This is a genomic window from Streptomyces aureus, assembly GCF_000725495.1.
Classification (GTDB): domain Bacteria; phylum Actinomycetota; class Actinomycetes; order Streptomycetales; family Streptomycetaceae; genus Streptomyces; species Streptomyces aureus_B.
Map to the genome: position 1 here is coordinate 217,891 of NZ_JNZD01000009.1, position 21,998 is coordinate 239,888.

Annotated in this window: 21 protein-coding genes and 1 tRNA gene; 19 read left to right on the forward strand and 3 right to left on the reverse strand. The window is 64.5% G+C overall.

Annotated features, from left to right (window positions below; all coding sequences use genetic code 11):
- Positions 1–46: 46 nt before the first annotated feature.
- The 4 genes from IO36_RS44600 to IO36_RS44610 all read left to right on the forward strand — a co-directional run bounded on the left by IO36_RS44600 (position 47) and on the right by IO36_RS44610 (position 8,177).
- Positions 47–1,420 carry a WD40 repeat domain-containing protein gene (locus IO36_RS44600; protein WP_051900594.1) on the forward strand — a complete coding sequence of 458 codons (1,374 nt, stop codon included), beginning with the start codon at positions 47–49 and terminating at the stop codon, positions 1,418–1,420.
- A gap of 393 nt (positions 1,421–1,813) precedes the next feature.
- On the forward strand, positions 1,814–4,390 hold the full coding sequence (locus tag IO36_RS17605; protein WP_037620972.1) for a Z1 domain-containing protein: 2,577 nt from the start codon (positions 1,814–1,816) through the stop codon (positions 4,388–4,390).
- A 1,283-nt stretch (positions 4,391–5,673) separates the two neighbouring features.
- The gene (locus IO36_RS44605; protein WP_158997401.1) at positions 5,674–7,287 is read left to right on the forward strand and encodes an SIR2 family NAD-dependent protein deacylase; all 1,614 of its coding nucleotides are present in this window, start codon (positions 5,674–5,676) and stop codon (positions 7,285–7,287) included.
- 44 nt (positions 7,288–7,331) lie between these two features.
- On the forward strand, positions 7,332–8,177 hold the full coding sequence (locus IO36_RS44610; protein ID WP_078943270.1) for an FRG domain-containing protein: 846 nt from the start codon (positions 7,332–7,334) through the stop codon (positions 8,175–8,177).
- Positions 8,178–8,414: 237 nt separating this feature from the next.
- Here IO36_RS44610 and IO36_RS44615 read toward each other — a convergent pair whose 3' ends face one another.
- A complete protein-coding gene (locus IO36_RS44615; RefSeq protein ID WP_245173330.1) occupies positions 8,415–9,212 on the reverse strand; it encodes a hypothetical protein in 798 nt (265 codons plus the stop codon).
- Positions 9,197–10,231 (reverse strand): DUF1152 domain-containing protein, encoded by a 1,035-nt coding sequence (locus IO36_RS17620; protein ID WP_037620974.1) that lies wholly within the window; start codon positions 10,229–10,231, stop codon positions 9,197–9,199. The genes IO36_RS44615 and IO36_RS17620 overlap by 16 nt, the downstream gene beginning before the upstream one ends.
- Before the next feature lie 133 nt (positions 10,232–10,364).
- On the opposite strand from IO36_RS17620, the gene IO36_RS17625 reads away from it, so the two are divergent.
- From IO36_RS17625 to IO36_RS17695, 15 genes are all read left to right on the forward strand, one after another.
- Positions 10,365–11,105: a GntR family transcriptional regulator gene (locus IO36_RS17625; RefSeq protein WP_037620975.1), complete on the forward strand. Its 741-nt coding sequence runs from the start codon at positions 10,365–10,367 to the stop codon at positions 11,103–11,105.
- A 426-nt stretch (positions 11,106–11,531) separates the two neighbouring features.
- A complete protein-coding gene (locus IO36_RS17630) occupies positions 11,532–11,915 on the forward strand; it encodes an ATP-binding protein (RefSeq protein ID WP_037620976.1) in 384 nt (127 codons plus the stop codon).
- 107 nt (positions 11,916–12,022) lie between these two features.
- Positions 12,023–12,751: a GntR family transcriptional regulator gene (locus tag IO36_RS44620; RefSeq protein ID WP_078943271.1), complete on the forward strand. Its 729-nt coding sequence runs from the start codon at positions 12,023–12,025 to the stop codon at positions 12,749–12,751.
- Between the two features lie 83 nt (positions 12,752–12,834).
- Positions 12,835–13,437 carry a hypothetical protein gene (locus tag IO36_RS17640; protein WP_063764878.1) on the forward strand — a complete coding sequence of 201 codons (603 nt, stop codon included), beginning with the start codon at positions 12,835–12,837 and terminating at the stop codon, positions 13,435–13,437.
- 218 nt (positions 13,438–13,655) lie between these two features.
- Complete coding sequence (locus IO36_RS17645) at positions 13,656–14,006, forward strand: SCO3933 family regulatory protein (protein WP_037620978.1); 351 nt, start codon at positions 13,656–13,658, stop codon at positions 14,004–14,006.
- Positions 14,007–14,010: 4 nt separating this feature from the next.
- The gene (locus IO36_RS17650) at positions 14,011–15,384 is read left to right on the forward strand and encodes an FtsK/SpoIIIE domain-containing protein (protein WP_037620979.1); all 1,374 of its coding nucleotides are present in this window, start codon (positions 14,011–14,013) and stop codon (positions 15,382–15,384) included.
- A gap of 54 nt (positions 15,385–15,438) precedes the next feature.
- A complete protein-coding gene (locus tag IO36_RS17655) occupies positions 15,439–16,143 on the forward strand; it encodes a DUF2637 domain-containing protein (RefSeq protein WP_051900597.1) in 705 nt (234 codons plus the stop codon).
- Positions 16,144–16,361: 218 nt separating this feature from the next.
- Positions 16,362–16,553, forward strand: coding sequence for a mobile element transfer protein (locus IO36_RS17660; protein ID WP_037621018.1), 192 nt, complete (start codon positions 16,362–16,364; stop codon positions 16,551–16,553).
- 9 nt (positions 16,554–16,562) lie between these two features.
- Complete coding sequence (locus tag IO36_RS17665) at positions 16,563–16,757, forward strand: hypothetical protein (protein ID WP_037620980.1); 195 nt, start codon at positions 16,563–16,565, stop codon at positions 16,755–16,757.
- A gap of 16 nt (positions 16,758–16,773) precedes the next feature.
- Complete coding sequence (locus IO36_RS17670) at positions 16,774–17,070, forward strand: SpdD protein (protein ID WP_078943277.1); 297 nt, start codon at positions 16,774–16,776, stop codon at positions 17,068–17,070.
- A gap of 153 nt (positions 17,071–17,223) precedes the next feature.
- A complete protein-coding gene (locus tag IO36_RS17675) occupies positions 17,224–18,513 on the forward strand; it encodes a replication initiator (protein WP_037620982.1) in 1,290 nt (429 codons plus the stop codon).
- Positions 18,514–18,533: 20 nt separating this feature from the next.
- A complete protein-coding gene (locus IO36_RS17680) occupies positions 18,534–18,704 on the forward strand; it encodes a helix-turn-helix transcriptional regulator (protein ID WP_037621019.1) in 171 nt (56 codons plus the stop codon).
- Positions 18,701–20,074 carry a tyrosine-type recombinase/integrase gene (locus tag IO36_RS17685; RefSeq protein WP_037620983.1) on the forward strand — a complete coding sequence of 458 codons (1,374 nt, stop codon included), beginning with the start codon at positions 18,701–18,703 and terminating at the stop codon, positions 20,072–20,074. Before IO36_RS17680 ends, IO36_RS17685 begins: the two co-directional genes overlap by 4 nt.
- Positions 20,075–20,181: 107 nt before the next feature.
- A complete protein-coding gene (locus tag IO36_RS17690) occupies positions 20,182–21,054 on the forward strand; it encodes a nuclease-related domain-containing protein (RefSeq protein WP_037620984.1) in 873 nt (290 codons plus the stop codon).
- A gap of 135 nt (positions 21,055–21,189) precedes the next feature.
- Positions 21,190–21,612: a hypothetical protein gene (locus tag IO36_RS17695; RefSeq protein WP_037620985.1), complete on the forward strand. Its 423-nt coding sequence runs from the start codon at positions 21,190–21,192 to the stop codon at positions 21,610–21,612.
- Between the two features lie 215 nt (positions 21,613–21,827).
- Here IO36_RS17695 and IO36_RS17700 read toward each other — a convergent pair.
- A tRNA-Arg gene (locus tag IO36_RS17700) sits at positions 21,828–21,899 on the reverse strand.
- Positions 21,900–21,998: the final 99 nt, after the last annotated feature.

Here is a 21,998-nt window from a genome sequence, read left to right on the forward strand (position 1 = left end):
CCGACACCGGCGAGGCTGTGCGCGTCCTGGAGGCCCATGCTGCCCGTTGCCCACGCAGCAGGGTGTCCTGTTGGCGAGCGCGGGCAATGACGGTGCCATTCGGCTGTGGAACCCAGACACTGGCGGCGCGGTGCGCGTCTTGGAGGACGGCCCCGGTTGGATCACCGCTCTGTGCACGATCGTCGCGGACGGGCGGACCCTGTTGGCGTCGGCGCGCATCGATGGGCTGGTGCACCTGCAGGACGTGGATGGAGTGCCAGTGTGCACGCTTGAGGGCGCAGGCGGTCTGATCACCACATTGTGTCCGGTCGATGTAGACGGGCGAACCCTATTGGCGTCGGCTGGCGACGACAGGCACATCTACCTGCAGGATGCCCTGACTGGTGATTCGGTGCGTGTGCTGGAGGGACACACAGATGTCGTACAGGATGTATGCGCTGTGATGTCGGACGGGCATGCATTGTTGGTGTCTGCTGGCAACGACAATACGGTTCGTCTGTGGGATACCGGAGCTCCAGGCGTGGTGACCATGGGCGAACGCCTCGAACCCGTCGAGGCCCTGTGCGCCATCGAGGGGACGCATGGAGCCCTCTTGGCGACCGTTGGCTACGGCGACACCCTGCGTTTGTGGGACTCGGGAACCGGGGAGACCCGGCACACCATCAAGGCCCGGATTGGCACTATCACCGCGTTGTGCACGATCGACGTGGACGGGCGCACCCTCTTGGCTTCTGCGGACAGTGACCACGCCATCCGACTCTCGGATCCCGACACTGGTGAGGACGTTTGCATCCTGGAGGTTGGCGACTGGTCGGTCAGGGCCCTGTGCCCGGTGTCGACCGGCGGGCGCATCCTGTTGGCAGCCGCGGACGACAACGGGGTCGTTCGTTTGCACGACCCTGAGAGTGGCGAGGTTCTGCATGTCCTGCCAGCCGAACGAGAACGTGCGGTGTTGTGTCTGTGCTCCGTGGTGGTGGATGAGCGGGCGTATCTTGCCACAGCCTGGGATGACAATGCTGTGGCTCTGTGGGACACCGAGAGCACGACTGTCGTGCACCGACTAACCGGTCACACCGACTGGGTGCGTGGGATGTGCGTGGTGTCCCTGCAGGGGCGCACCCTGTTGGCCACCGCCGCCGAGGACCGCACGGTGCGGCTGTGGGACCCGGCCACCGGCGAGGCTGTGGCCAGCCTCAAGGGACACACCGCCGGAGTGAGTGCGGTGTGCGCCGTTGCCCTAGACACCCGTACGGTCCTAGTGTCCGCCGGTGACGATCGAACGGTCCGTCTTTGGGATCCAGAGCTGGCCCACGCCAGCGCCGTTATTCCGGTTCGCTCGCCCGTCCGGTCCCTCGCTCCGCACAACCGCCGTGTATTCACCGGACTCACCGATGGGCTATTGGCCTTGGACCTGAGCTGAGCGGGGGCTTCATAATGATCTCCCACCCTTCGACGGGCGCGCCCTGTCAACTCGTGCCGCACGCTAACTTGCCCGTGCTGACGCAGCAACCGGATGAGGCCTCGATCGTGAACGGCACTCCGCCGCCCGAGGCACCTGCATCGTGCGGGCAGCCTCGACCAGCACGAGTGGCCCACCACCATCCCTGGCCACGCGGCTGCGGGGTCCGCGCGCATCCAGCTGACGCCGGGCGCGAGGTAGGACCAACTAATCTGAAGACCACGACACAGGCAGGTGGAAGCATGCGCGTCCGAAGGGCGTGTCGTGCAGCAACGGCAGAGAACTGCACAAGCCGAGCCCCGGATGGATGGGGCCGGATGAGGCGGACGAGAGTGGGGGGAGCGGTCGACTCGCATGGCTGACGAATTCGACGACATGTATGAGACGTTCAGGGCGCTCTTGGACGCCTTTCCTCCTTCGGAGTCCGTCAAGCGACTGGAGCAGTTCGGCATCAGCTCGGACATCGTCCAGCAGATCCGTGAGCGGCACGAGCAGCAGACCATCCGGATCCGGGAGCTGGAGGAACCACATGCGGTCATCCTGGGCAACCGCGATACCTGGTACACCGGCCCGCAGGCCAAGGACAAATGTTGGCCGGCTGTCGTAGACAGGCTGCGCAAGGACGGCTGGCCGCAGCAGTCCGCAATCACCCATCTCGACGACTCCTCCACCCGCATCGTGTCGCTGTTGAACCATCCCAAGGAGCGTTCGTTCTCCACTCGCGGTCTGGTTGTGGGGCACGTGCAGTCCGGCAAGACAACCAACTTCACCTCAGTGATGGCCAAGGCCGCGGATCGCGGCTACAAGTTGTTCATCGTGTTGGCCGGAATTCACAATGGGCTGCGCCGTCAGACTCAGGCGAGGCTCGTCCAGCAGCTAGTAGAGCCCAACCCGTCAATGTGGTCCCAACTCACGGGACTTGAAAAGGACTTCACCCCGCAAGAGAATCCAGCCTCCTACTTCGGCAAGAGCAACAAGACCCGCGTGCTGTGCGTGGTGAAGAAGAACGCAACGGTGTTGCGCAAGCTCGCCCGGTGGTTGGAAAAGGCATCCGACTACCTCGAGGACTGCCCTGCGCTGATCATTGACGACGAAGCCGACCAAGCCACCGTCGCGACGAAGTCGATCAATCCACTGATCATGAGCATCATGAACAGCCTGCCGCGGTCGGCATACGTCGGATACACAGCCTCCCCCTTCGCGAACCTACTCATCGACCCAGGCGCAGAGGACCTTTACCCGAGGGACTTCATCGTCAGCCTTCCGAAGCCCGACCACCACTTCGGTACCGAAGTCCTGTTCGGGCGGTACCCGGTCGACGGCGACGCCCCCGACCAGGTGGACGACGGCTACGACATGATCCGCTCGGTGCCCGAGGGAGACGTGGCCTGCGTGCGCCCCAAGACGAGGGCAGACGTTGAAGGCTTCGAGCCCGTCATCACAGACACTCTGCGCCGAGCTGTGGAGTACTTCTGGCTGGTCACCGCCGCCCGACGTGTGCGCGGAACCGGCAATCCGCACAGCACGATGCTGATCCACACTAGCGTCAACACCGCCGTGCACAACAGTTTCAAGAGGCCGCTCGAGCGGATGCGCGACCACACAGTCGATTTGATGAACAGAGAGGAATGCCTCGCTCGGCTGCGGGACCTTTGGGAAGAGGAGACGGCCCGCGTGCCAGCCGAGGACTTCGGCGAACGCAAGGTGCAGTTTGAAGAATTGATGGCGCATTTGCCGAGTGTGGTTGACCACTGTCGTGTCGTCATGGACAACTCCAGCAGCGAGGATCGTCTCGACTACGGGAACGGCCCCGTGGTGGCCATTGCGGTCGGCGGCAATACCCTATCCCGGGGACTCACCCTGGAGGGACTATCGGTCAGCTACTTCGTACGTGCCGTCTCCGCCTACGACACGCTGCTGCAGATGGGACGCTGGTTCGGCTTCCGCAATGGCTACGCCGATCTGCCCCGCATCTGGATGACCGATGAGTTGGCCGAGTGGTTTCGCCATCTGGCCACGGTCGAGACGGAGATGCGGCGCGACATCGACGTCTACATGACTGAGAACGAAACCCCCCTGACCTTCGCTGTACGTCTGCGCACACATCCCGCACTGCGGGTGACCGCGGCTGCCAAAATGCGCGACGCCGTCATGGCAGCCTCCTCGTTTGGCGGTCAGCGCGTTCAGACCCACTACTTCCACACTGACGTCGAGTGGCTGACCGCGAACATTGACGCCGCCCGTGCCTTGGTCACGGCTGCCGCCTCAATTTCCCTTAAGATCGATGAACGTCCCAAGGACGGGCGGTACGTCTTCTACGAGGTGCCGCACGACGTCGTCACGCGATTCTTGACCAGCTACCAGTTCCACGAAAACTCCGTGAGCACCTCGGAACTGATCGTTGCCTACATCAACAAGCGAGTGGCGGCAGCTGGCTCGCTGCGACGGTGGAACGTTGCCATTATCGGCACGCCTCAGGGCCGGCCAGACTACGACTTCACCTTCGCTCCCGGGGTGACCGTCGGGCGCACCATCCGATCCCGCCTCGACGTCGCTGGCCCCGCGGACATCAAGACTCTGATGAGCCCGCGGGATGCTGCCGTTGATTTGGACGGCTACAAGGCCACCTGGGTCGAAGAGGACTATAGGAAGCAGCGCCAATCACAGCAACCCAACACTGGGTTGCTCGTCCTGTACCCCATTGACAAGACGTCCGCACCAGCCCCCAAGAAGCCGCCATCGACCTCCCCGGCGCGGAAGAGGAAAGAACGCGTTCCCCTCGACGCGGAGGAACATGTCATTGGCATCGCCCTTGTTTTTCCCGACCCCTCCGCCGGTGACTCGTCCGTGGAGAGTTACGTCTCCGCCAATCTGTCCAAGGTCTCAATCGAGGACGAGGATTACAGCTTTCTCGACAACGAGGAGATGTAACCGCCACGCGTCCCGGTCACGTTCAGGGATGCTCGCCCGCGGAGCTCGGGGCGCGTAGCGGCGTAATTCAGTCCGATCTCGTCATTGTGTGCACTAAAGCTTGAGAACGGAACCCGGGCCGGCTATATCCCTGAATGCCTCCGCAAGTCCAGAACAGCTCACAGCCGACATAGGCGATCAGCTTGCGTACGTCGACGAGCGCATGAGCAGCCAACATGGGGAGCTCCTCGGGTGGGAGTACCTCCGCTACGCACTGTCAAGCGCTGTGTTGTGCCGGCCCATGCGCCCATCGTCGGTGCAACGGGACGTCCTGCCCGGGCGATTGCTGTCGTGTACTCGGCTTCTACTTGCCCTGGGTCTTGTCGGGGATCTTGGTGAGCTGGGTTTTCGCTGCTCAGAGGCGTTGGGGTCGGGCGCCTGGTGGTCGACGTTGGTCGTCATTGGCCGCTGTTGAGTAACCTCGGACGGCCCGGAGACGGCCCAGCTTCGCCGCACTCGACTGACACCGCCACCCTTGATGCGCCCCGTCTGAACCTCAGCCGACGACAATCAGCCACGACGGCGGGTGCGCCACCCGACCACGCACGCGTATGCCTCGCTCCGCCCCCACCAGCCTCAGCCACGCTACCTATGCCGTCGACCGGAGCAAGCCGCGGCGACCGGCCCGCGAGGACAGCGCCTGAACCTCAGCTTGGGAAGCTCGGGTTTGCTGACGGCTCTTGCCGCGCCGACCTGCGGCAGAGTGGTTTGGAGCCCTGGTCGCACCCGTGGCTGGTCCCCGCTGTTCCCCACACGATCTGGCACACGAATGGCACGTCCTTTCGCCAAGCTGCCTGAGCGGAAGCAGGGTCTTGAAACCCTTGAGTCTCAGCCCACGACAGTTAGTTACGACGGCGTGCGCGTCGACCACTCGGGCACGCGTGTGCCTCGCTGTGGCCCCACCAGCCTTAGCCACGTTTTCGGGGCTTGCCAGCGCTCGGCTTCAACGGCTGGCTCGTGCAGACGGCGCGTGAGCCTGAGCTCGGGAACCGTGCTTGGCTGCGGCCGCATGCCGGACGAGCCCTGGGGGCCTGGAGGTTTTCTTATCAACCGTTCTCTCTTCAATTAGCCATCAAATGTGGACATATATGGTGATTCAAGCCCATAATGGACTTTAAGTGTTGGCGTACCTCACCGCGAGGCCCCGCGGGGGCTTAGCTAGAGCTAGGCAAATTCACGTTGGAGTTACCTCGGATTCGGGATGATCGATTGTGACAGCCCCAACAATTCCCCCTGATGGCTACGTGCGCAGGCTGCCAGGCGGTTTGCGTCGCGCGCTTTCCGCTGGACGATGGTTGCCGATCCTCGGCGCTGGCGTGAGCGCTAGCGCTGTCACCGAGGACGAAAAGCACCCACCGACCTGGTCGAAACTGGCTGCTGCCCTCGAAGCAGACCTTCCTGGGCGGGTCCCAGCTGGGCCGATAGACGCCCTCAGCGCCTATGCCGATACTTACGGCCGCTCGTATCTTGTCGAACGACTCGGTGAACTGCTTTACGTAAACGATATCCAGCCAGGTGAAGCTCATGTCGCTTTCGCGAAGCTGCCGTTCGATACCGTAGTTACCACAAATATCGACTTTCTAATGGAGCAAGGATATGCAGGACAGCGTCGGCCTTGTGTGCCACTGATTGGTGAGTCGCAGTTGGCCATGCAGCCCAGACCCGAGGCCACTTATTTGCTAAAATTTCACGGTGATCTAAACCACCCAGATCAACTAGTGGTGACCGAAGAAGACTATGATGGGTTTGTACGTCGAAATCCACTTCTTGTGACGTATCTGTCGGGCCGACTCCTCAGTCGGGAGCCAATATTTATTGGATACAGTCTTGACGACGCTGACATGCGCGAGATACTTGGTCTTTTGCGTGAGCGTTTGGGACGCATGACTCGACCATCCTGGGCTATTCTTCCTACCGACCCTGATGATGAGGCACCCAAATTTAGGCGCCGTGGCATAAAAGCAATCGTCCTCGAAGAGAGGGATCCGCAGGCCGACCGCGCTTCGGTTCTTGCGAAATTCTTCAATGAGCTCCGCGACGTCTGGCAGCACGATACTGCATCGCAATTGACTGGGCGCAACGATGCAACTACTGCGGAACTACGAAGGAATCCGATCGCACCACAACTCGCACTAGTCATTGCCAGCCGATCTTTGCTCACTCTCTATCGAGAGTATCTATTCCCGGTAGTCCGGAAAACTGGACTATTGCCGCTTGGAGTGGACGATGTCAGGGCGCAAGATCTGGCAATGACTCCCATGGCCATCGACATGGCTCTGTCCAAGGCTGCGGTTGTCATCTACGACTTGGGGCGAGGTAACTCTTTGCCTCTTGACTATGTGATTAATCGTCGGAATGGGGCGCCGGAGGCCATAGTTTCCAACCCTAGCGATCCGGGACTAGCGGTGGCGCTAGGGGCGGATACAATTCAGCGCCCATCAGAAATGGGTACGTGGCCCGATACCTTCGTCCACAATTTGCTGAACCGGATTAGTAGCCAAAAGCCTTCGCTCGAAGCGGCAGATCTCGGTGACAATTTGCAGCGTCTAGCAGATAACGCGGAAAGCGACCAACTTCTATGGACATGTCTGGCTCTCCTCGAAAGCCAACTGCGAGAAAAAGGTAACCCTTCGACCAATGAAGGAGAATCCCCGATTTTGCCCACGACGGTTTCAGTTGTTGGCCCTATGGCGGCGCTGAGGGAACACTTCGCTGAAGACTTTGAAGTAGTGATCCAAGGTGTAAGGCTTCGTCACGACATGATGCAGAATCTAAGTGTAGCGCCTAGAGACCTGGCGCAAACTGCAGAAATGCTCTTGCGTGTGGTTCAGGAAAGATTGCAACTGCAGTCCAGATAACTTGGTTAAAAGCTCCCTGCGCTTACTACGAAGGGGTCTGCCCTATGTCGACGCCATCCGAAATCCGCGTGAAGGATTGGTCTCAGCTTATGGCGGTCCTAACAGATGATAAATGGCAACCATCGTGTGGAAAGTACCGTGCGAATGTCGTTTATCGAGGCCTTTCAAATGCCAGATATGACCTGCACACAAGCCTGTTTCGACTTCGAGATCGAGCGAGTGGCGAGGTAGAGCAACATCTCCTGCGAAATTTTCGTAAATACGCGCATCGAGACACGTCACCGGGAGACTGGGACTGGAACTGGTTGAGCGTTGGCCAACACCATGGCTTGCCGACGAGACTTCTCGACTGGACCTTTTCTCCCTATGTCGCTCTCCATTTCGCCACTTCCAACGTGCAGCATTTCGATCAGGATGCGGCGGTGTGGTGTGTCGACTACGTTGCCACCCACAATCTCCTGCCGGCTCCTCTCTATGATGAAATTGCCGCCCTGGGAGGCGGCCTATTTACCACAGAGATGCTGAACAAAGCGGCGAAGAGCCTCGACGAATTCGACAAATACAGGGACCCGCATGGGCGCGGTTTGCTTGTGTTTTTCGAACCGCCTTCGCTTGATGACCGCATCGTCAACCAATCAGCGGTGTTCTCTGCAATATCGCATCCGACCGCCTGTCTCAGTGACTGGCTGCTAGATCATCGAGACCTGTACAGAAAGATCGTAATCCCAGCAGATCAGAAGTGGATAGTCCGCAATTATTTGGATCAGGCCAACGTCACAGAGCGGGTGCTATTTCCTGGCCTTGACGGCCTAAGTCAATGGCTATTGCGATATTATGGAAATAGGCCAACCATGCATCCTCAGGCACCGGGGGCGCCCGGGCCAAACTGATGAATCTGTCACTGTCCGCTCGGTACAGCGCTGGCGGGACACCTGACCTGCACGCGAGTTGGCGGGGAAGGTGACAATGATGTGGAGTCGGCAGCCCCAGCCACTTCGTACCCCTTCTCTCACATCAGGCGGCTGATTGCTGTGTGCCGCGCGGGGAGCGTAGCGAGCCGCCTTGAACCCGTAAAGAAGGTTGTTACTCAACAGCTGGCAGAGCCTGGTGATCATGGACCGGTCGTGTCAGAACGGTGGAGCTTCGGTCCATCCTTCGGTGTTGCTCGCGGTTGAAGGCCATGGGGTGCTGTCTGGTGATAGGTCCGTGTCGCAGAACAGGAAGGGATTCCGCTGACCCTCAAGCCCTGCGGAGGTTTCGCCCCATGCGTCGAGAGCATCGATGGCCCGCTCGCGGTGCTGCCAGAGCTCGCTGGTTCCGAGCACCTGGCGGACCAGGGGCACCAGTGCTGCTCGGTGGTGCAGCAACCGAACGTCGTCGAGGAGCGGGATGCATGCCGCGATCGCCCCTTCGCGCACGGCGCGGTCACTGTCGTCGACGTAGGGGAGAACAGCCGACAGCAGCAGGGGTCGTATCTCACGCATGGCTACGACAGGCGGGTGATCGTCGAGAGGGAACCCGAGTCGTTGGCCTACCTCATCAACCGCGTCGGTCACCGAGTCGGCGACTGATCCGAGCCAAGCCAGCAGATCGGCGCGTATGCATCCGGGGAAGGATCGGTTGGTCTTGTCGACCGAAAGCCTTGTTCGAGGATCGGGCAGGATTGCGGCTACGTACTGAGCCGTGGGTACCGTCGCCTCATAGATCGTGCTCTGGTGGTGCAGGATGCCGAACAGGTTGTCCAGCGCCTTGGTTCTCACACCCTGGTCTGCATCCAGTAGCGAGGTCAGGATCTCGGGTGCATCTGTGGCCGGCCCGTAAGCATGCTGGAGTGCGGCCCAGTTGGTTCGGGTGAGTGTTGATCGGGGATCGGGCAGGTCGACGGCAGCTGGAAGTCTGTGATCGTCTCTCACGTGATGCGCCACAGCGGGGCTTCGTACTGGTCTGGACGGCTGCTAAGCAGTAGGGCCCGGAGGTCTTGGCGCTGTTTGCCGTTGAGGCCGAGGGCTTCGGTGATCCTGCGGAACGTCGTGTGCGTAATGCCGCGGTCGCGGGCCTGGGCCTCGAACTGGTCGAGCTGGTGAAGGGCGGCTTCCGGCTCGAGCTTCTTTTCCGGCTGGTTGCCGAGCCAACTGGCCTTGTTGCGCTCGTAGTCGATCTCCGAGTACCCGCAGACCTCGCGGCTGTACTGCTCCACCTCGGCAAGGGTCTCCGTTGCGAGGATGGCGCGTGCGAGTTCGTTGCGGTTGAGGGCGTCGTCCAGGTCTGCTTCGTGGATAGCGGGGCCATTGGCAGTGAGTGGGACCGGCAGGCCGGCGTCTCTGACCTCGCAGAGGCCGCGTACCCCGCGGGCTGTGGCCGCCAGCATCGCCGTCGCCTCGGACGGGTGCCATTCCAGGACCGAGCTGACTGGTTCGACGTGCTCAGCCGTGAGCGTCAGCGTCGGCGGGCCCATTCGGTCAGCCAGGAGCCCGGCCGGGAGCTCTCCGTCCAAGCCGGGACCGGCGACCAGGAGCCTTACGGGCGCGTTGACCTGGCAGCACGCGGCCAGCGTGAGGGCATCGCCGAGCGGGCTGCGGAGGGTGGGTTCGTCGCCCTTGGCGAGTATGTCGCCGCCCACGTCCAGGAGGTCGATGGACTGGGGGGCCAGGTGCTCGATGAGCTCTTCGAGCTGGCGGGTGATGCCCTCGACGCCGTGCATGGGGTCGATCAGGGCAAAGGTGTGGGGGAGCTCGGCTGCCAGGCGAGGGAGCGTCGAGCCTGCGGGAGCGATGGGCTTCGCGTCGCCCGGGACTGTCCAGACGCTTTGCGTGAGGCGACGTAGTCCCGTGAAGTTCTCCGGCCCTCGGGGGCCCGGCACCGGGTCGATCAGGAGACGGTCCCACGCGTACGTGAGGATCACCGCCGGGCTGTCGTCACCCCCGTAGAGGGCTGCATCGAGCATTGCGGCGGCGACTGCGTCGCCCCCTCCTCCTGCTGCCACGATCAACCGGGTCACCCTCGCAGCGTACGGGGTTGCCTGCTGGCCACTCACCCTATAGTGGCTACTGGTCATGGCCACTTAGGGAGGGACTCCGATGCCGCAGATCGAAGAGACCCAGCCCAAGTACCTCCAGATCGCGCACCACATCCGCGATCAGATCCTTCGAGGCGACTTGAGGCCTGGCGATGAGGTCCCGTCGGAACGCCAACTGGCCGCGGACTGGAGCGTTTCGCGCCCGACGGCCGCCCGGTCGTTGGAGGCCCTGAGCAATCAAGGCCTGGTGGAAAAGCGTCAGGGGTCGGGGACCTATGTGCGGGGCCTCGCGGTCAATCGACGCGCTCGGGAGCTCTACGGTCGCGCCAAACAGACGGGCAAGATCTACACGCCGGGCGAGTACGCGGTCATCACTTCCGCCGGCTGGTTGGAGGCTCCCGACTACGTGGCCGAGGCGCTGAGTCTGACGGCTGGAAGCCGAGCTGTTCACCGCCGCCGCGTCACCAAGAATGAGTCGGGTCCCATCACCATCTCCACCTCGTGGTTCGGTACCGATGTAGGCGAGCGGGCGCCCAAGCTCTGTGATCCTGACCGGATCCAGGAAGGGACGCTCATGTACGTCGAGAGCGCCACGGGTCGCCAGGGCAGCTATGCCGAAGACCGGATGTGCGCCCGACTCGCGTCCGAGGATGAGGCTGCTGATCTCGAACTTGAGCCCGGTGCAGCGGTTCTGATTGTTCATCACGTGGTGTACGACATACAGGATCGACCTCTTGAGTTCGCCGAGGCCACGTACCCGCCTGAGCGTTGGGCGTTCGAGCAGGGCTACCCGATCAGCTAGAAAGTCGGCCATCTCTCTGCGAACCGCTTGTGGCCTCCAGTGGCTAATGCCACTATCCAGTAAGTGGCTAAGGCCACTTGACCGGAAGGGGGCACGGGCGTGAGTCGGGAGTGCGGGGAGTTACGGCAGGGCTCGCCGGGAGCGGTCTGCCGTGGATGCCGGGGGCGAGGGTGGAAGCACGTCGGCTCCCGCTCCTCCCTGGCGCTCTCCGCTGCTGCTGCTCGCGTCCGTGCCACGTCCAAGCGGCGCTGTCTCGACTGTGACGGCACCGGTAGGGAGTAGTGGCGCTCATGGCGGATGCGAGTGAAGAGTCCGAAGCCGCGGTTGCCGGACCGAAGCCGATCGGGGGTATGACCCTCTATCCCGTGCCCGAGTCCGTGGCGCGGGCCAGGCGGTGGTTCCGGAAGTTCACCGCCCCGTACAACTATGACCCTCTATCCCGTGCCCGAGTCCGTGGCGCGGGCCAGGCGGTGGTTCCGGAAGTTCACCGCCCCGTACAACCTGGCCTGTCCGATCGACGACTGCGTGCTGATGCTCTCCGAGCTGGTGACGAACGCGATCCTGTACGGGGAATCCGAAGAACCGTGGCGGGTTCGGGTCGAGTGGTCGCGCCTGGGGGAGTCCTTGCGGGTCGACGTCCACAACCCGGGCTTCCCGGCGGATGTCCGGCTCCACAGTCCCAGCGCCAATGACGCGCACGGTCGTGGGCTCTGCCTGGTGAACGCGCTGGCGGACTCCTGGGCGGCCGGCCCCAGCCGCTTCGGTGGGACCGTCGTGTGGTTTCAGATCGACGACGCCTGGAAGTCGTGAAGTTGATCCTGGCCAATGGCGCCTGCGTGTCTGCGGGTGTTCAGTGCCCACTTACGTGAGTAGGCTGGTTGACAGGTTGACTTGGCGGATTCTCACTAGGCGGGGCTATGGCGTACGAGGTGGCTGCACCCAAGTATGTGCGGCTGGCGCAGACGCTCCAAGGGCGTATCGAGGACGGTACCTACCCGCCGGGGAGCCGGGTCCCGAGTGAAAATCAGCTGGTCCAAGCCTTCGGAATGTCGCGGCCCACTGTCGTTCGCGCGCTGGAACTGCTGAAACGGGATGGCTGGCTTGAGTCCCGGCAAGGGTTCGGCACCATCGTCCGCGGACGGCCGGAAGTCGTCGAGCAGAAGGAACGACGGGGGCGTGACGCGCTGGAGCGCGACGAATCCTCGGTTCAAGGTCGTCTGGTCCAGGTCGAGCAGGTTCCTGTGCCGCCTAGGGTTGCTTCCCTCCTCGGCGTGCCCAAGAAGACAACGGTCCTGCTTCGGCGCCTCTTGGTGGTGCAGGACGGTGAGCCGGTCGAGCTCTCTTCGTCCTACTTCCCGGTCGACTTGGTCCAAGGGACCGAACTCTCTGTCTCGTCTCCACTGCGAGAGGGGCAGCGCGCACACCTGGAAGCACATAGGAAGGTGCGCTTTGATCACGTAACCGAACGTGTCTCGGCTCGACTGCCAAGCCGGGAAGAAGCTGATCTCTTGGGGATGCCCCAAGGCGAGCCGGTGCTGAGCGTCTTGGTCATCGCGTGTGATGTTGCCGGGCAAACCTTGCAGGTCACCGATGTTCTCCTGCCGGCGGATCGGCAGGAACTCGAAGACACTTATCGGCTTGGCTGAGTTGGACTCGGCCCTCTCTTTCGGATCACTCGCATGAGGGCATAGTCCGACGAGGCCTCGGACCCAGCCACAGGGACCTGATCGTGTCAGAACGACTGCCTGAAAGCAGCAATGTCCGTGCCCACTGTGCCTCCGTCTTCGACCTCGACGCCAGGCTGCCGGAGATGGTGTTCCGGACGAATCGGGGCGACACGTTGTTCTGTGAGTTCGATGCCCTTCTCACCCCGGACTTGTGGCCTGCGCTGTGTGCGATGGCTCAGTGGCATGGAGATCGACACGTCGAACTGCTCGTCCTCGAAGCCGGTGACGGCACGGCCCTCATGCCCGCATTGTCACTTTCGGTGGAGGCCAGTGGGGACGACTACTGGGACGCGGTCGGTTTCGCGCCAGATGGCGATGCCCTTGACTCGATCACCATCATGGCGAAGGTCGTTGCCGTAACGGGCCCCTCGGGTATGTGGGGGTGCTGGGGCGAGCGCGACCCGGAGGTGGCGGTCTTTCAAGGCTTCCCGAACGCATCTGCCCGCGACGCCTGGTGTGCGGCGTTCGGCCCGTTCTTGGGGGTCGACGAGGCGTTGGAGTCGTACCTCTCCCTGGCGTTCCGAGGGGCTGTTCCGGACTGGTACGCAGCAGCCATGATCACCCACTATCGCGATGAGGCTGAGGGATTTGAGTCCTCGGCGTGAGTCGCTTCATCGATGGCGGGGCGGCTGGATGTTGAACGCCACAGGGCTTGGCTCGGATCCCGAAAAATGACGGAGCCAGCGCTGAGCAGGTGCGTCTCAGAAACCTCAACTGGGTCGACAGTAAAGCCACTTGACAAGTCAACCTGGCTTCCTTAACTTCAAACTTGCTAAGTCAACCTGTCAGGTTGTCTGGCGGGTGTCTACGAAGGAGAAGTTCTGTGCGTGCAATCCGAGTTGAGACCTCGTCCGCGACGATCCTGCTGACCGAGGCCCCCGAGCCGAAGGTCAAGGACCGGCAGACGGGCGAGATCGCCAAGGACGCGGTCAGTGGGGAGGCGCTGATGAAGGTCGGCGTCGTCTACATCGACGAAGGGGAGTCGTCGCTCATCGCGGTGACCGTCCCGGAGAGCGGGATCACGGACGGTCTGGCCGTCGGCGCCCCGGTCTCCCTGCCCGGTCTCGTCGCTCGTCCCTGGGAGAGCGTCTTCAGCGGGCAGGCCCGCCACGGCATCGCCTACCGGGCGGCCGCTGTCGTGCCGGGTGATTTCCCCGCCGGACAGGAGAACTGATCTCGTGTCCGAGCTGATGACCCTGGCCGAGCTGGGTGGCCCTCTCGCCTTGATAGGCGGGGCGGTCTACGCCCGGAAGGCGCATCCGGCGGTCTACTGGGCCACGGTCGGGCTGCCCGCGTCGGTGGTCCGGCTGGTCGGCTCGTACAGCTCGACCATGGATGCATGCGGGCTGACGGTTCAACCGTCCCGTCTGCGGGCCCTGGCGGTGCGGGCCACGACCCGCCGTGAGGTTCGGCCGGTGCCGCCGCACCGAGGGCTGATCCGTCCCACCTCTACGGGGCTACGGGTCCGGCTTCGGCTCGCTCCCGGCCAGGAGCCGGCGGACGTGGCTGCCTCGTGTGAGCGGCTCCGGCACGCCTGGGGCGTTCATGCGGTCCACGTTCGCGAGATCAAGCCGGGCGTGGTCGAGCTGCGGTTGGTCGGGTTCGATCTGCTGCGCACGGTGAAGATGCCTCGCAGCGCGGGGCACGACCTCCTCGCCGTGCCGGTGGCTCTGCGGGAGGACGCAACCGTGTTCGTCCGCGACTACCGGGCAGTCCCGCACGAACTCGTCCTCGGTGCCACCCTGTCGGGGAAGTCGATGTTCCTCCGCAATCTGCTGACGGGGCTGGCCGCTCAACCGGTCGCCCTGGTCGGCATCGACTGCAAGCGAGGGGTCGAACTGGCACCCTTCGCTCCGCGGCTGTCGGCGTTGGCCACCGACTCTGATGAAGCCGCCGAGCTGCTGCCCGTCCTTGTCCAGGAAATGGAGGACCGCTACGACCTGATCAAGGCACGCCAGGGCATCGCGCCCGGCACGCCCGACGAGGAGATCACCTCTGACGTGTGGGGCATGCCGGACGACGAACGGCCGCCGCCCATCGTGCTGTTCGTCGACGAGGTGGCCGAACTCTTCCTCGTGGCAAGCCGCAAGGACGAGGAACGACGCGACGAGATGGTGACCCAGCTGATCCGACTCGCCCAGCTCGGGCGGGCCGCGGGTATCTACCTGGAGATCTGCGGCCAGCGTTTCGGTGCGGAGCTGGGTAAGGGCGCCACCATGCTCCGCGCTCAACTCACCAGACGCGTCTGTCACCGCGTCAACGACGAGGCCTCGGCCAAGATGGCCCTTGGCGACATCGCCCCCGAAGCGGTGGGCGTCGCTGCCACCATTCCCGCTGAACGTCCGGGCCTGGCTGTGTCCGGCGATACGTCCGGCGGCTGGGGACGCATGCGCACCCCGTATCTGTCCCTCGGCGACGCTGCGGCCATCTGCCGCGAGACTGCCGAACTCGCCCCCGACGTACCGGTTCTGAAGCTGTTCCGGCCGCACGTCCCGGCTTTGCCCGCGGACACCCCGACCAGTGTGACCAAGCCGCACCCGGCGACCGGCTGACCCACCAACCCACCGGCCGGCGCGACCGTCTCGCGCCAAGTCCCTACCCCCGCCATGCCCGAAACCGAACGAGAGGACGTGATCAGCGTGGCCGAGCGCTCCGTACCGCGTGCCCTTCCGGTCCGCGTGGACGCCGTACTGGTTCAAGCGGTGATCGCTGCCGCGCTGTCCTTCGCACACCTTCATGATCTGGCCGTCGCGGCGGGACAGGACGGCTGGAAGGCGTGGGCCTATCCGATCAGCGTCGATCTGCTGTTGGTGGCGGCCTGGAGGCGGCTGAGGTCGGTGGAGTCCAAAGCGGCCGGGTGGTGCTGGTTCCTGGTCGCGCTCACCGCCAGTCTCGGTGCCAACGTCGCGACGGCCGGGCTCCTGGACCTCCACCACGTTCCTGCCTCGCTCCGCATCGTCGTGGCCGGTTGGCCGGCGGTCGCCTTCCTCGGCGGAACGCTCCTTGCTCACGGACCCGCGGATCAGGCCCCGGACCCGCGTGAGCAGAACGACGAGCTGACGAACGAAGTGGCGCAACAGGGATCACTCCCCGCGCCTGCGGCTGCGTCCCGGCCCGCAGCCCCTGCTTCGCATCCCGCGCTTGCCGTGCCACCCCCAGATCGACTTCCGACCGCCCTCGTCGACCACGCCCGAAAGGTGGCTGCCGAGCACCGAACCCGAACTGGCGCGCCCATCGACACCGACACCCTGCGAGCCCGCCTTGGTGTGCCGGGCCCGCTCGCCGAAGCCATCGCCGCCCAACTCACCTGACCCCAGGAGACCTTCCGCCCATGCGCCCGTCCACGCTCCGCGCCCTCAACCGGGCCGCCGAGCTGACCCGTCAGAACCGCCTCACCGAAGCAATGCTCATCGCCGAACCCGTGATCCTCGTCGCCGACGACATCGAGGGCGCGGAGATCCGGCGGTGGCTGCTCGACCACGTCGCCGACCTCGCCGGCGAGAACCACGAGACCGAAGGAGCTCCCCTGATGCCCGCCAACCCCCGCTTCCGCCGGGTCGTCCGCATCGGCCCTGTCCAGGTCGCCACGTACTACGACGGCCGGGGCCGCGAGAAGCACGCTGCCGCCTGCACGGCACCTCGCTGCGGATTCTCGACCGACTACGACAGTCGCGCCGCCGCCGAGCTGGCGGCCCGTACCCACCGCTGCTCGGGCCGCTAGGAGACCGCCGTGACCCTCAGCCTGCCTCTCGTCTTCGTCCTCGGCGCCATCACCTGGGCCGCGATCAAGTTCCTCGGCGTCCGGATGTGGGTGGCCGTCGTGATCGCCCTCTTCGGCTTCCTGCTCTCTCAGACCTTCCTCGCCCCGGCCATCGAGTCCGGCACCCGCTCCGGGGTCGGCGTCGTCGACGGCACCCATCGCTGAAGGGAGAAACCCCATGCTGTTCCACCCGAAGATGCCCGACGCCGCTCCGGTACCGATCGCACAGACCCTGGCTCGACCGGCCGAGCACCACCACGCCCCGGTGACCACCTGCTCCTGTGCTCACGCCCCGATGGCGTCCGCCGGCCGTCCGGTCGCGCCCCTCATCGGCCGCGGGGCGAGCGCCGTTGCCGCGGTCCTCGTCATCGGCGTCGTGCTGACCGCACTCCTGGCCACGGTCGCCATCACGGCTGTCTCCGTCTCCATCGCGGCCCTGGTGCTGCGCTCCCTGCTCAACAGCGCTCACAAGCGCTGACCCGCCTGCCGGGGCGGTCTCGATACCGCCAAGCATCCCGCCGCCCCGGCAGGCGCGGACCTTCCGACCGAAACCGAAAGGACAGTTCCCATTACTACCGGACGCGTTCCGCCCCCAGTCAAAGAACTGGGCGCGCTCGTCTCCCTGGGCGGCATGCCCACCCTCGTCAAACAGCTCCGAGGCATCGGCGGTTGTACACAGCCTGTGCGCTTGGACGGCCACCGTGTCGAGCACGCGGTCGACACACGTACCGGCGAGATCGGCCGCGTTCTCCACCGCCTCGACTCGGCCTCACTCCCGGCAGGCAACCTCCTCGTACGCTGCAACAATCGCCGCGCGACCCGCTGCCCGGCCTGTGCGGAGACCTACCGCCGGGACACCTTCCACCTGATCACCGCCGGACTGCGGGGCGGCAAAGGCACTCCCGACACCGTCACCCGCCACCCGAAGGTGTTCGCCACCTTCACCGCCCCTGGCTTCGGCCCCGTCCACAACCGGCCCACAGACCGCCGCGGCACCGTCCGCGCCTGCCGCTGCGGTCTCCTGCACGACACCGACGACGAATCACTCGGTACGCCCCTGGACCCGGCGACGTACGACTACGAGGGCGCCGTCCTATGGAACGCGCACGCCGGAATGCTCTGGCGGCGCTTCTCCATCTACCTCCGCCGGGAGATAGCCAAGCGGGCCGGCCTCACCCAGCGGGACTTAGCTGACTTCGCCCGGGTCTCCTTCGCCAAAGTCGCCGAGTACCAGAAGCGCGGTGCGGTCCACTTCCACGCCGTCATCCGCATCGACGGGCCTGAGGGCGGCGACACCCCGCCTCCCACCTGGGCTACTGCCGATCTGCTCACCGACGCGATTGGCGCCGCTGCTGCTCATTCCCGTGTTGATGGCCCCGTCGTCGACGGACGCCCGCACATGTTCACCTTCGGCAAGCAGATCGACGTGCGTGCGATTCGCTCCGCCGACTTCGACGGTGGCCAGGAGTTGACCGAGCGGGCCGTGGCCTCGTACATCGCCAAGTACGCCACCAAGGGCGCCGAGACCGCGACGGGAGCTCTCGACCGGCCGCTGAAGTTCCTCGCCGAACTCGCCCAGCTCGACATCAGCGACCACGCGCGCCGGCTGATCCGAACGGCCTGGACGCTCGGGGCCCGCAAGGAGTTAGAAGGTCTCCGGCTCCGTGCCTGGGCTCACATGCTCGGCTTCCGCGGCCACTTCTCCACCAAGTCCCGCCGCTACTCCACCACCCTCGGCGCCTTCCGCGACGCTCGCGCCGAGTGGCGCCGCGCCCAAGCCGCAGTGATCACCGAGGACGAGCCGGACACGACTCTCGTTCTTTCGCACTGGGTCTTTGCCGGAATCGGTCTGTCCTCCGCCGAAGCCTGGCTCGCCGCATCCCTCGAACCCGCCCTCGGTACGGAAGGAGAACCGACGTGAACCCGCAGCGCGATGAGCTGATGACCGTGCGCCAGGTCCTGAACGAGCTGGGCGGGGTCTCCCGCCGGACGTTCTACCGCTGGCGTGAGATGGGGCATGGGCCAGCTGCGTTCAAGCTGCCCAACGGGGAGCTCCGGGTGTGGCGGAGTGACTTCTCCACGTGGCTGCGAGAGCTGGAGGCCGCGGCGTGAAGTCTCTCGATGTGAAGGTCTGGGCCGTTCGGAAGCGCGATACGAAGACGCCCTCGTACGGCGTTCGGTGGTCCGTGGCGGGTAACGTCTTCTCCGACTCGTTCCGAACGAAGGCACTCGCCGATCACTACCGCTCGAAGCTGATGCGGGCGATGCGCGAGGGCGAGGAGTTCGACCAGGCGTCCGGGCTTCCGGACTCGATGGAACCGAAGAAGTCGGCTGTGTCCTGGTACGACTTCGCCCTCCGGTACCTCGCCATGAAATGGCCGCATGCCGCTCCCAACACGCGCAATGGCATCAACGAATCGCTCACCAGCGTGACCGTGGAGCTCCTCGGTGAGCGGGCTGGACGGCCGTCCGATCAGGCCATCCGCCAGGCGCTTCGCAACTGGGCCTTCGTCCTGCCGGGGCCTGATGACCGAGACGTCTCGGACGACGTGCGGAACGTCCTTCACTGGGTGTCGAAGGCATCGCGACCGCTGGCCGATCTCGCTGAACCGGCTACGGCCCGTGCGGTGCTGGACTCGCTGAAGCTCAAGCTCGACGGTACGGCCGCGGCAGCCGAAACCGTGCGGCGTAAGCGGCGGACTCTCGTCAACGCTGCGAACTACGCGGTCGACCTGGGGGAGCTGCGCGAGAACCCGATCACGGCTGTCCGCTGGCAGAAGCCGAAGGTCTCCAACCAGGTCGACCCTCGCGTTGTCGCGAACCCCGAGCAAGCTCGGAATCTCCTGGCGGCCGTCTCCTACGTGGGCGGCTACCGGCGGGCCCGCGGTCGGCGCCTGGTGGGTCTCTTCGCTGCGATGTACTTCGGCGGCCTCAGGCCGGCTGAAGCGATCGGCCTCGTCGAGACGGACTTGAGCCTCCCTGAGCAGGGATGGGGATCGGCGCTGCTTCACCGGACTCGTCCGTCGGTCGGCAAGCAGTGGACCGATTCGGGGGAGACCCATGACGACCGCGGCCTGAAGAACCGGCCGGTTGAGGACGTCCGACGGGTGCCGATTCCGCCTCACCTCGTCTCCGCACTCCGCGACCACCTGGCCACCTTCGGCACGGCAGACGACGGACGGCTCTTCTTCAGCGAGAAGGGCTCGGTTGTCCCGTCCTCGACCTACTACCGGGTGTGGCAGGAGGCCCGTCTCCTCGCGCTCCCACCGTCCGCTGCGGCCTCGCCACTCGCGAGCCGCCCGTACGATCTGCGGCACTCTGCGCTGTCGACGTGGCTCAACGCGGGGGTTGACCCGACCGAGGTGGCCGAGCGCGCCGGCAACAGCGTCGAGGTCCTGCTGACCCGCTACGCGAAGTGTCTCGACGGACGGCAGGACGTTGCCAACCGGCGCATCGAGGATCTGCTCCGCGAGTACGAGTGAGACACGCTGCACCCCACCGAGGCCCTGGGCAACTTGTCCGGGGCCTCTCTCGTCTTGAGCCCTACCTGCTGCGACGCTTCGAGCCGAGAGCGGACGAGGGGGGACTCGTGGAGCTGAAGGTCACGCGCTGGAAGCGGTACGGACATGATCGCCTGTACGCGAACCTGCCTGATGGCACGGCGGTCGGCTGGGCGGATGTGAGGACGGGGGACATCACGGTCCTGGTCGCCGAGTATCGCGACGACGTGATCGCCGTGCTGACAGATCACCTACAGAACAATCCCGAACCGGTCCGGCCGCAGCAACCGCCCAGGACGCCCGAGGCTGAGGCGCCCCCAGTGCTGCCGCCTCTGACGGCGGTCGACGACCTGTCCGCCAACCGTCCCGGAGAGTCTCTGCTCGACAAATCCGGGCCAGGCCTGATCAAGCGAGTCGTCTTGCAGCTCCTTCGGTGCCCCGCCGAGTGGGACTCCTGGCGGAAGGGTCTGGCGGGGGAGCGGAGGGTGGGAGCCGAGCTGAAGCGCTTGGAGCGGCACGGCTGGCGCGTCCTGCACTCCATCCTCTTGGCCGACAAGGTGGACGTGGACCATTTGTTGATAGGGCCCGGTGGCGTGTTCAGCATCAATACGAAGCACCACCACAAAAGGTCTGTATGGGTCGGCGACGACTCTGTGAAGGTCGATCACGGAAAGCCAGCGCCCTATGCGCGCAAGAGCCGGGCGGAGGCCAAGCGGGTAGCTCGAGTGCTTGAGCGCTACTGCGGCTTTCCCGTACCGGTGGAGCCGGTGCTCGTTTTCGTGGGCGTGACCGATTTGAAGGTGGTCGCCACGCAGCTCAGCGTGCGCGTGTACCGGGAGCGTGAGGTGGCGGCACTGGCACCGCTCTCAGGGGTGCTGACGGCTGAACAGATCGAGCAGGTGTACGACGTCGCCCGTCATCGCCAAGCTTGGATTGGGGCCTCAGTCAGCTCTTCTCGGTAAAGTGTCGGCCCTTTCTGTGAAAGCTGTGGGGAGTCTCCATGGCGTGGCCGACGTCGGGCGGGGTGGGGTGCCCTGTCAGTGCCGTCCTTTACGCTCCGCTCCTGATCAAGCAGTTCGGATGGGGAGGGGATACGGATGGGCGGAAACGAGTGGAGTCACACGGGCCCGTATCAGCGTGATCTGGTGGCTGCATTCCGGCAGGCTCAGGAGGACGAGTTGGCGCGGGACAACCACGGTTTCGAGGGCCAGTCCGTCGAGGAACTGTGGCGCGACCCTGAATGGCAGGAGTACATATTCACCGGTGGCACGTGCACCGTGCTCGACTTCCCGCTCATGATCGAAGCCGCGGACACCGATGACGGTCCGTTCATGCGGCCGCTGACCGATGAGGAGGTGCGTGCGTGGGCTCCTCACGGCCGGCCCACCTACGAAGAGTGGGACGTCGCTCTCGACTCCGAGCGGTTGAGCTTCCCGAACCGCGCCCAGGGGAACTGCACAGTGCTTTACCGGGATGGCAGACCCGCGCAGATCGGCTATTGGGGGACCACCGCCGACTAGGGGGGCCGATACCGCTTCGCGATGTGGCCCCGTCCTCGTCCGGGGTCACATCGCTTTGTGGGACTCACCTGGGGGAACGTCTCAAGATCCCGTCCACGCCTCGTCCACAGACCCTGACATGGAGCTGCTTCGGGCGGCATCTGGCTGCACATACGCGAAGACCCCGGCCTCAGCGTTTCCGCTGGTGACGGGGTCTTTGGGCACCTCATGAGGGGTGCCCCCGGCAGGATTCGAACCTGCGCACACGGCTCCGGAGGCCGTTGCTCTATCCCCTGAGCTACGGGGGCGTGTCGGGCGCTTTGTTGCGGCGACGGGTAGAACCCTACCAGCTCTCTCGGGGGTGATCGCCACGTCTTTTGGTGGGGCGTGGGTGGTGTTGCGGGGCG

Bases quoted from the DNA above. Each gene is read 5' to 3' on its own strand.
- IO36_RS17605 (WP_037620972.1), top strand. From the start codon at position 1,814: ATGGCTGACGAATTCGACGACATGTATGAGACGTTCAGGGCGCTCTTG.
- IO36_RS44610 (WP_078943270.1), top strand. From the start codon at position 7,332: ATGTCGACGCCATCCGAAATCCGCGTGAAGGATTGGTCTCAGCTTATG.
- IO36_RS17620 (WP_037620974.1), bottom strand. From the start codon at position 10,231: ATGCTCGATGCAGCCCTCTACGGGGGTGACGACAGCCCGGCGGTGATC.
- IO36_RS17625 (WP_037620975.1), top strand. From the start codon at position 10,365: ATGCCGCAGATCGAAGAGACCCAGCCCAAGTACCTCCAGATCGCGCAC.
- IO36_RS17630 (WP_037620976.1), top strand. From the start codon at position 11,532: ATGACCCTCTATCCCGTGCCCGAGTCCGTGGCGCGGGCCAGGCGGTGG.
- IO36_RS44620 (WP_078943271.1), top strand. From the start codon at position 12,023: ATGGCGTACGAGGTGGCTGCACCCAAGTATGTGCGGCTGGCGCAGACG.
- IO36_RS17655 (WP_051900597.1), top strand. From the start codon at position 15,439: ATGCCCGAAACCGAACGAGAGGACGTGATCAGCGTGGCCGAGCGCTCC.
- IO36_RS17660 (WP_037621018.1), top strand. From the start codon at position 16,362: ATGCCCGCCAACCCCCGCTTCCGCCGGGTCGTCCGCATCGGCCCTGTC.
- IO36_RS17675 (WP_037620982.1), top strand. From the start codon at position 17,224: ATGCCCACCCTCGTCAAACAGCTCCGAGGCATCGGCGGTTGTACACAG.
- IO36_RS17680 (WP_037621019.1), top strand. From the start codon at position 18,534: ATGACCGTGCGCCAGGTCCTGAACGAGCTGGGCGGGGTCTCCCGCCGG.
- IO36_RS17695 (WP_037620985.1), top strand. From the start codon at position 21,190: ATGGGCGGAAACGAGTGGAGTCACACGGGCCCGTATCAGCGTGATCTG.